Raw genomic sequence first — 7,744 nt, 5'->3', positions numbered from 1 at the left:
CTAAAAAATAGACAGCAAATTGAGCTTGGTGATTTTTCAGGTGTTAGACGCCAGCAACCTATGTAGCAGAAAGGATGATCACTTACTCGTCTATTTTTAGCAGGAATTATTAGCCAACTGTATGAACCGTACGCAGATCTGTCTGCAAAAATGATGCAAGTGATCGGGCGTTTCGCACCCGAGCAATACGTGTACTCCATCGATGAGTCTTTTGTGTCGTTTAAAGGCTGTGCTGCAATTGCAGACTTAACGGCACATTGTGCTCAGCTGCGCCGAACAGTTTGGCGTGAATGCCGTTTGCCGGTGTGTGTGGGGGTTGGTGAGACATTAACCTTGGCGAAGTTGGCTAATCATGCCGCGAAACAATTGGCTCAATATAAAGGTGTTTGCGTTATTGATAATGATGCGCAGCGTATTGAGATTTTAAAATCGATGCCAGTTGATGAAGTTTGGGGGATTGGCCGCAAACTAACGGTCAAACTGGGATTACTGGGTGTGCATACTGCCTATGATTTGGCACAACTGGCGCCGAAAGTGGCGCGACAACATTTTTCCATCGATGTAGAGCGAACTGTGCGAGAACTCAATGGGCAGATCTGTAAAACGTGGGATGTCACCAAAGCAGATAAGCAGCAAATATTTTCCACCCGCAGCCTAGGCGAACGAATATGTACCCGGGAACATTTACACCAAGCGTTAGCAAAGCATGCCGCAATTGCCGGTGCGAAGGTTCGAGAACAAGGCTCATTGTGTAAAGCAATGGTCGTGTTTGCCGCCAACTCGCCACATGATCCACAGCCTGTGTATTTTAAAAGGCTTGTTCAGTTTACTTGTGCCACTGATGACAGTCGTGAACTGTGCGCCGCGGTTAGCAGCGAGCTATCAAACCTTTATCGCCCAGGTGTGCGCTATTACCGAATTGGTGTAGGCCTGATTGATCTTTGCCCTAAAACGTCAGTGCAATATGACTTATTTAATGCGCCAAAGAGCGATCCTAACTTAATGAAAATCTTTGATAGTCTGAATAATCGCTATGGCCGTGATGTGTTGTATATTGCTGCACAGGGGAGTGATCAGCATTGGACTATGCGCCGTCAGTTTTTATCGCCGCAGTACACCACCCGTTGGTCCGATATTCCGATGATTAAAGCGTAATAGGATTTTATGGTGCTTTATCCAGGCCTTACTCCACGTATACAACCTAAAACGTCTGTCATAGGTTACAATTTTTTGAGAATAAGAGGAAAAATCAAATGTCTAGGAACTTAGAAGTTAAAAAGCAACAAGCGCTAATGGTTAAAGAGCAAGTTGACATTATTTTAAAGCGTTATGAACTGAGTGATGCTGACAAGGACAAAATAGCAAAGGACGTTGCTGATGTTATCTTGACTGCTTGGGATCTACAACTCAGTGATTTGAGCTTTGGTAATACTTGGTGTAAACCTGAGATTAACACTAAACAGTGTTAAATATTTCTCTAGGTCGGCGTTGCGTCCATCGTTCTAATATCACGGAAATGATGGACACAGAACGTCGATCTACATCTAGAGCTACATCTATATAAGGTATAAACAATGAGAACAAAAGAAGATTTTTTCTTTGGTAAGACGCATCAAGGAAGCAAAGGTATAACACTCCAATTGAGCGATATCGAGTCTCTTGCGGAAAAAGTGTCAGATAATTTTTTTACTGCACAACTGAATAGAATGCTGCAGGAGCATGGGGGAAGGCTGACTATATCAGATGAAACCTCGCTTCCCAATTTCTGGAGCCTCATCGATAAAATTGCCATTGAGCAAGTAGGGTTCGTGGAAATTTATGCTCGCTATGACGTCAATGATAGTGTTAACGCGACGCTGGCCTGTGACATTGTGCTGTTAAATGGTGTGCTCTCGATTAAGTCGCATTGGTGCGCGTATAAAGAAATTAGAGCGGGTGAGATTGTTTCTTCGTTATTGGTGCCCTTGCACCTGAAAGCTCTTCAGAACAAAACCTATATTCGCTGGGATGATGGCACAACAGAGTCACTGTTGGAGATGCTTGATTACCAGACAGAGCTAGAAAAGGTGTTTCTGCTTGCTAAATATCCCTCTGCTATTAATCGTGGTGTTTCATACATCATTGATTTGGAGTGTGCGACAGATACCGGTCGGCGTGGTATTTCGTCAGAACTGGTATGGGATGTATATCAAGAGCTTCGAACAGAACGATGTGTCGGAAAGTAGCACATTGGATACTAAAGACTGCAAAAAACTAACGGATCTAATGCGCTCTGGCCGTAAATTTGGGGCGACAACTTATACTGTTAAAGTTATGAGTATTGGGGCTGTTGATGCTGTGAGCGATAGTGAAAAAGTAGTCGTTATAGCTCGTAACGATAAGACTGGAATGCTTGTTATGAACGAACAGGTTGATGCCAAAAATGTTAGAGACAATGGTATTCCTTTGCCGAGTATTCATGACATAAATTCAGAGTTTGAGTAATTAGTGCGGAAAATCACGAATGTTCAATTTCTTAAGAAGAAAACCGAAGATATCAATTCCCACTATAGATAGGGTTTCAGAAGAGATTCAAGGTTATCTTCCTGACTACCAAGGCCCGACTATAAATTATCGTTTTTTCTCCAATTCAAAATATATCGGTTCAGTGAAAACTGAGTTGTGGAAAGAGGATAATCTCTTATTGGTTCATGATATTAGGGCTTCCACTACAGGGGTAAAAAATGGCACTGCTATGGTCAGTTGGTTGGTGGCTAACTCTTCTGAAATGATACAACCCGTTCATGTTATCTGTGGTGGGTTGGGTTTCTGGTATAAATTGAATGCAATTTGGCCAAATCGCATTATTAAAATCGATTTGCGAGCTAGCGAATATTGTGATTTGCTTGAAAAAAGGAAAGATATTTGAATCGTTTTTTTATTTCAATCATTGCGGTAATTCCCCTTTTTGCTGTTGCTTCCAATACGACCAATCAGTCGTTTAATCAGGCTAAAAAACAGCTGTTATCGGTCTATCAAGATCAGCGGGAAACCCTCTATTGCGGTGCTGCATTTGACGCAAAAGGGCAGGTAATCTCTCCGCCAGGATTTACTACTAAAACACATTTAGCGCGCGCTAAAAAAATAGAATGGGAACACGTTGTACCCGCCGAAAATTTTGGCAAAGCATTTATTGAGTGGCGTGATGGCCATGGGCAATGTGTCGATAGCAAAGGTAAGTCGTTCAAGGGCCGCAAGTGTGCCGAGAAGATGAATGTTGAGTATCGATACATGCAAGCGGATATGCACAATCTATTTCCGGCCATTGGCGCTGTGAATGCGCTGCGCAGTAATTACAATTTTGCCTTGTTACCGTCGGCTAAATCTGATTTTGGTGCCTGTGATATGCGCATTGATGGTAGCAAAGCTCAACCTCCCGAAGACGCTAGAGGGCGCATTGCTCGGTCCTATCTGTATATGGACCAAAGTTATCCTAAATATTCGATGAGTAAGTCGCAGCGCCAGCTTATGAGTGCGTGGGATAAGCAATATCCGGTGAATATCCAAGAGTGCCAGCGGGCTAAAAAAATTGCCGCCATTCAGCTCAATGATAATGAGATCGTCAAAAGTCGTTGTCAGCAAGCCAATATTTGGTAAACATACGAGAAGCTATGAATTATATTGATAATAACACCTTGTCAGAGTTGGATTTGGTTTGGTTGCGTAAGTTTAAAGCCAGTAAGAATCTCGATACGCTATTAATCCAAGTGACCGGCGCTGAGCGTAAAATAGATCAAGATCCTGCGCTCACTCAACGTGAGAAGTTTGATAATCTAACGTCGATTAATACGGCGTTTTGTCTTCGTGAAACGGAAGTAAAACAGCTCACCGGAGATTGGTCTTAAACTGGGCGTTCCCTTCGGTCGGGCTTTTCGCTTCGCTCCCCGCGATAACGTGATCCACTGATGGCAAGCAAGCTTGCCGTGGCTCTACGTTCCTGCTTGCCAATCCCTAACGCAATCACCAAGCCCCAAACAAAAGCAAACATCAACTTCCTAAAGCACTGTCCGGTTCATTGCCGGCTAAAGTGTGAGTAAGCGTGCGCTTCTCTATCGCTTGTCATCGTTTCCCTGCCAATACCGTTCACGTCTGCGCTGTCACTTCTTATCTGTCTCATTTCACAACCTGCCCGCCAAGGGAGGCTTCGCCGCTGCGCGCCCTTGTCTGTCAGAACGTGAAATGAGTCAGGAAGTTAGGCGAAGACGAGAACGATATTTAAACGACAGGAAAACAAGCAATGACAAACTCAATTCAAGCGCAAGCAACTCACACTAAAGCCACCACTTTACCTGCCAGCCCAAAGACTCAAGCAGGCTCTCACAAGCCCGATATTGCTCAAAAATCAGCAACTGCGGCTAACGCTGTGGTGGCATTGGCTTCAACAGCAAAGCCAGTGTTACTGCAATTGCAGATTAACCAGTTGGTGTTGTCTGAGAAGAACGCGCGTAAAGAAAATGCGTCTAAGGCTGACGATGAACAGTTGTATGCCTCCATTTTGGCGCATGGCATTTTACAAAATCTGATTGTCGAGCCCATGAACGCGCAAGGCTTATACCCAGTTTTGGGCGGTGGTCGTAGACTGAGACAGCTCATTAAAGCGGTCAAAAATAATAAGCTGAAACCGAAAACGCTTGTGCCTGTTAAGTTGCTGACAGCCGAAGAAGTGGCCAACTATGCCACCGAGCTATCAATGACTGAAAATTTCACACGTGCAAAGATGCACCCAGTCGATGAATTTCACGCTTTTGCTGACATGGTGAATAAGGGCGCTAGCATTGCTGATGTTGCGACGCGGTTTGGCGTAACAGCGAAATTCGTGCAGCAGCGCATGAAGTTAAGCATGGTCGCCCCTGTTGTGCTCGATGCGTACAAAGCGGGGAACGTGTCGCTTGATGTTGTGATGATATTCACGATTGCCAGTGTCGAAAAACAAGTCGAAGTGTGGGAGCTGGCAGGCGATAGACGTTACAACGAAAACCAGTTCCGCAATATGCTTAAAGACGCCGCTGTGAATGCTGATCACTATTTGGCTCAGTTTGTTGGCCAAGAAGAATACGAAAAAGCGGGCGGGGTTGTGACCTCAGACTTGTTCAGTGACGAAGTCTATCTTGATGATAAAGCGTTGCTCGAATCATTAGCGACCGCAAAATTGGAAATCGAAGCAGCAAAGTTAATCGCGCGTGGCTGGAAGTGGACACAGATAAAGTTAGTTTCTGAATACGATGAACTTGCAGGGTTTGGGCTTCTAGACTCAAAAGAGGGTGAGTATGATCCCGCTGAAATGGCGCTAGCGGGGTGTATGCTCGTGTTAAAAAGTTATGGTGAGCCTGTCAGTATCTATATTGGGTTAGTGCATAAGGACGATAAAAAGGCGCTGGCACAATTAAAAGCCAGTGTGCAATCAGACCCACTCAACGTGGGTGACGTGAAAAAAATTGAAGAAAAGGATACTAGCGGTTATTCCGCTGCGCTTAATGACGACTTACGGGCGCAGCGTTTGATTATCACGAAACATGCGTTAATGAGTGCGCCAAGCGTTGCGCTTGATACGTTGCATTTTTCTGTCTGTGTAAGCGCGTTCACTGATTCACATTATGGCAGTCGTCCACTGCATATCAGCGTTAACGACACCACTTGCCATCCTAAAACGGGATCGCTCACGGATAACAAAGCGGTGCAGTTAATCGAGGGTGTAAAAGCCAGCCTAAATTTAGCGTGGGTTGGTCTGCCCACGGTCGCTGAACGCTTTAACGCTTTTTGCGCCCTCGATGTAAAAGAGAAAGAAAAGCAGGTGGCTTACGCCACGGCTTCCATGTTCGAGGCGTCAATTGATAATAGTCATAAAGCTGTTGAGGCCGTGATATCCACGCTCGATGTGAAATGGTCTAACTACTGGCGACCTACTGCGGAAACCTTCTTTAAGCGCGTGAGTTTGTCTTGTTTAATTGATATGGCTCAGCCTGTCATGGGTGAGCAGTGGGCATTACAAGCCGCTGCACTCAAGAAAAAGGATTTAGCAAATCAGGTTGATAGCTTAGTGAACGGTGAGCGAAAAGGGCTAGATGATGCACAAAAAGCCTACTTTGATGCGTTGATGCCAGCTGGATTTTAAGCCGCATACTGATGCAGATTTACCCTGTTAATTCAGGGTAAATCTGAGCAAGAATTAACTAAATAAATTGAGTTGTGTGTATGCGTGTGTATAATGGTTCAACGGTTAACGCAGAGGTTTTACAATGCTATTTATGGTCGGGATCGAAAGCCCTGCTGATGAAACGCAGGCGTTTGGTATCGTTATCCCCGTGTTTGAAAAATTAGGCTATGGCTGTTTTTCGGCGGCGGATTGCCAAGAAGAAATCTTGTTTAAGGCTAAAGAAGCCATTTTATTAATGGCTGAGGAAGTGATCAACGATGGTCATTTAGTCGATAGTTTGAATGAAGGATATCGCGACTATCAGGCATTGCATCCCAAGTTCGACCAATGGCTGGCCTTAGAGGTGCCACTAGAGGCGCTTAAAGCCAAACAAAAACGCCTCAATATCACATTGTCAGAATCGCAGATTGTACGTATCGATAGCTTTGTGGCGTTTCATCGCGAGTTCAAAGACCGTTCGGACTTCTTGGCCAAGGCGGCCGATAAGTTAATGAACAGCGCAGACTCAGTAAGATCGTGTTCAAAAGTGGGAGATTGATATGGGCAAAGTAACCGGTATTCCATTTTCAGAGGTGAAAGCGCAGCTTATGGATAATCCCGAGGTTGTCGCAGCCTATGAGCAAGCAGTACAAGCCGATGAACCGATCCACATTATTCCAGTGCAACACAGTGAGGGCGTTATCATGCCAATCAACAATATCGTGAGTTGTACTCGTGAAGGTCATCATGTTTATTTTTCCTTTGTGAATCTGTTTGGTGGCCATCACTATCCAGTGACGATGATTTTTATGCCCTCTGGCGCGGTGAATGTCGTTGTCGGTGGGGCGCGGTATCGATGCCAAGCCAATCAAGTGCAGCGCGTGATTGATGAGTCTGGGCTTGAGCATGAGGGCTTAGCGTGTTTGAAGTATTTGATTGAAGCGGGGGAGTTGAATTTTCATATTCCCGCTGATGTTCACGAGCAGCTTAAAGTGCATCCAGAGTTTCAAAAATACCGCCTCATCGAGTGGGAAGATGAAGACATGTGAGTGTTGCGATAACGACAAGGAGAATTAGGCATGTCTCAACGTGCGATAGAGATTGTAAAGATAAGTGATCTCAAGTCCGTCAAACAGGGTGAAGTGTTTGAGTGGTGTATTGATTATGAAGAATTTCAATGGCGCAAGGGAGATGACTTTCTAAGGAGTCGAACAGGCGTCGATTCTCCTTGGGAAATTTGGCCGTTGACTGATAACACCAAAACCGCTGCTAATCGCAAAGTCTTTAAGCTGATAAAATGAAAGGACAAAATGATGATGGCGTTCTTGGATAATGTACTATTGGTGATTTGTTGGCTGTTCATTGCCATTTCTGCTATTTATTTCGTCGCAGCCGCATTCAGGCTCGTTTTTATTGGCCGCCGATAGTCGCTATTCCCTGTTAGTTCCCCGCAAAACGCGAAACAAGCGGCGGCTGCGCCGCCCTTTTCCGTTTATCTGACAATACCCCTTGGTGTGCTTTGAAACGTGCCTCGGCGGTTAATCTATTTACTCTGAGTGTCTATTGGCTGCT

At 44.9% G+C, this 7,744-nt stretch carries 10 protein-coding genes and 1 pseudogene; all 11 read left to right on the top strand.

Annotation, left to right across the window (positions count from 1 at the left end; all coding sequences use genetic code 11):
- Nucleotides 1-105 precede the first annotated feature (105 nt).
- Nucleotides 106-1,155 (top strand): annotated as a pseudogene (locus tag KFE26_RS22905) (Y-family DNA polymerase); the annotation flags it as partial.
- A gap of 98 nt (nt 1,156-1,253) precedes the next feature.
- Complete coding sequence (locus tag KFE26_RS22900) at nt 1,254-1,469, top strand: hypothetical protein (RefSeq protein WP_212601821.1); 216 nt, start codon at nt 1,254-1,256, stop codon at nt 1,467-1,469.
- Nucleotides 1,470-1,574: 105 nt separating this feature from the next.
- Nucleotides 1,575-2,225, top strand: coding sequence for a hypothetical protein (locus KFE26_RS22895; RefSeq protein ID WP_212601820.1), 651 nt, complete (start codon nt 1,575-1,577; stop codon nt 2,223-2,225).
- A gap of 4 nt (nt 2,226-2,229) precedes the next feature.
- Nucleotides 2,230-2,484: a hypothetical protein gene (locus KFE26_RS22890; protein ID WP_212601819.1), complete on the top strand. Its 255-nt coding sequence runs from the start codon at nt 2,230-2,232 to the stop codon at nt 2,482-2,484.
- A 19-nt stretch (nt 2,485-2,503) separates the two neighbouring features.
- The gene (locus KFE26_RS22885) at nt 2,504-2,908 is read left to right on the top strand and encodes a hypothetical protein (protein WP_212601818.1); all 405 of its coding nucleotides are present in this window, start codon (nt 2,504-2,506) and stop codon (nt 2,906-2,908) included.
- A complete protein-coding gene (locus tag KFE26_RS22880; protein WP_212601817.1) occupies nt 2,905-3,636 on the top strand; it encodes an endonuclease in 732 nt (243 codons plus the stop codon). The genes KFE26_RS22885 and KFE26_RS22880 overlap by 4 nt, the downstream gene beginning before the upstream one ends.
- 14 nt (nt 3,637-3,650) lie before the next feature.
- Nucleotides 3,651-3,884 carry a hypothetical protein gene (locus KFE26_RS22875; protein WP_006087359.1) on the top strand — a complete coding sequence of 78 codons (234 nt, stop codon included), beginning with the start codon at nt 3,651-3,653 and terminating at the stop codon, nt 3,882-3,884.
- A gap of 392 nt (nt 3,885-4,276) precedes the next feature.
- Nucleotides 4,277-6,151 carry a ParB/RepB/Spo0J family partition protein gene (locus tag KFE26_RS22870; protein ID WP_212601816.1) on the top strand — a complete coding sequence of 625 codons (1,875 nt, stop codon included), beginning with the start codon at nt 4,277-4,279 and terminating at the stop codon, nt 6,149-6,151.
- Between the two features lie 124 nt (nt 6,152-6,275).
- Nucleotides 6,276-6,731: a type II toxin-antitoxin system HicB family antitoxin gene (locus tag KFE26_RS22865; protein ID WP_212601815.1), complete on the top strand. Its 456-nt coding sequence runs from the start codon at nt 6,276-6,278 to the stop codon at nt 6,729-6,731.
- 1 nt (nt 6,732) lies between these two features.
- The gene (locus KFE26_RS22860; protein ID WP_155730149.1) at nt 6,733-7,221 is read left to right on the top strand and encodes a hypothetical protein; all 489 of its coding nucleotides are present in this window, start codon (nt 6,733-6,735) and stop codon (nt 7,219-7,221) included.
- 30 nt (nt 7,222-7,251) lie between these two features.
- The gene (locus tag KFE26_RS22855; RefSeq protein ID WP_107881394.1) at nt 7,252-7,473 is read left to right on the top strand and encodes a hypothetical protein; all 222 of its coding nucleotides are present in this window, start codon (nt 7,252-7,254) and stop codon (nt 7,471-7,473) included.
- Nucleotides 7,474-7,744 lie beyond the last annotated feature (271 nt).

Source organism: Shewanella sp. M16, from assembly GCF_018224605.1.
In the GTDB taxonomy this organism is placed as follows: domain Bacteria; phylum Pseudomonadota; class Gammaproteobacteria; order Enterobacterales; family Shewanellaceae; genus Shewanella; species Shewanella oncorhynchi.
Note: the sequence above shows the minus strand (reverse complement) of the source record. Positions and strands in the feature narration are given on the sequence as shown.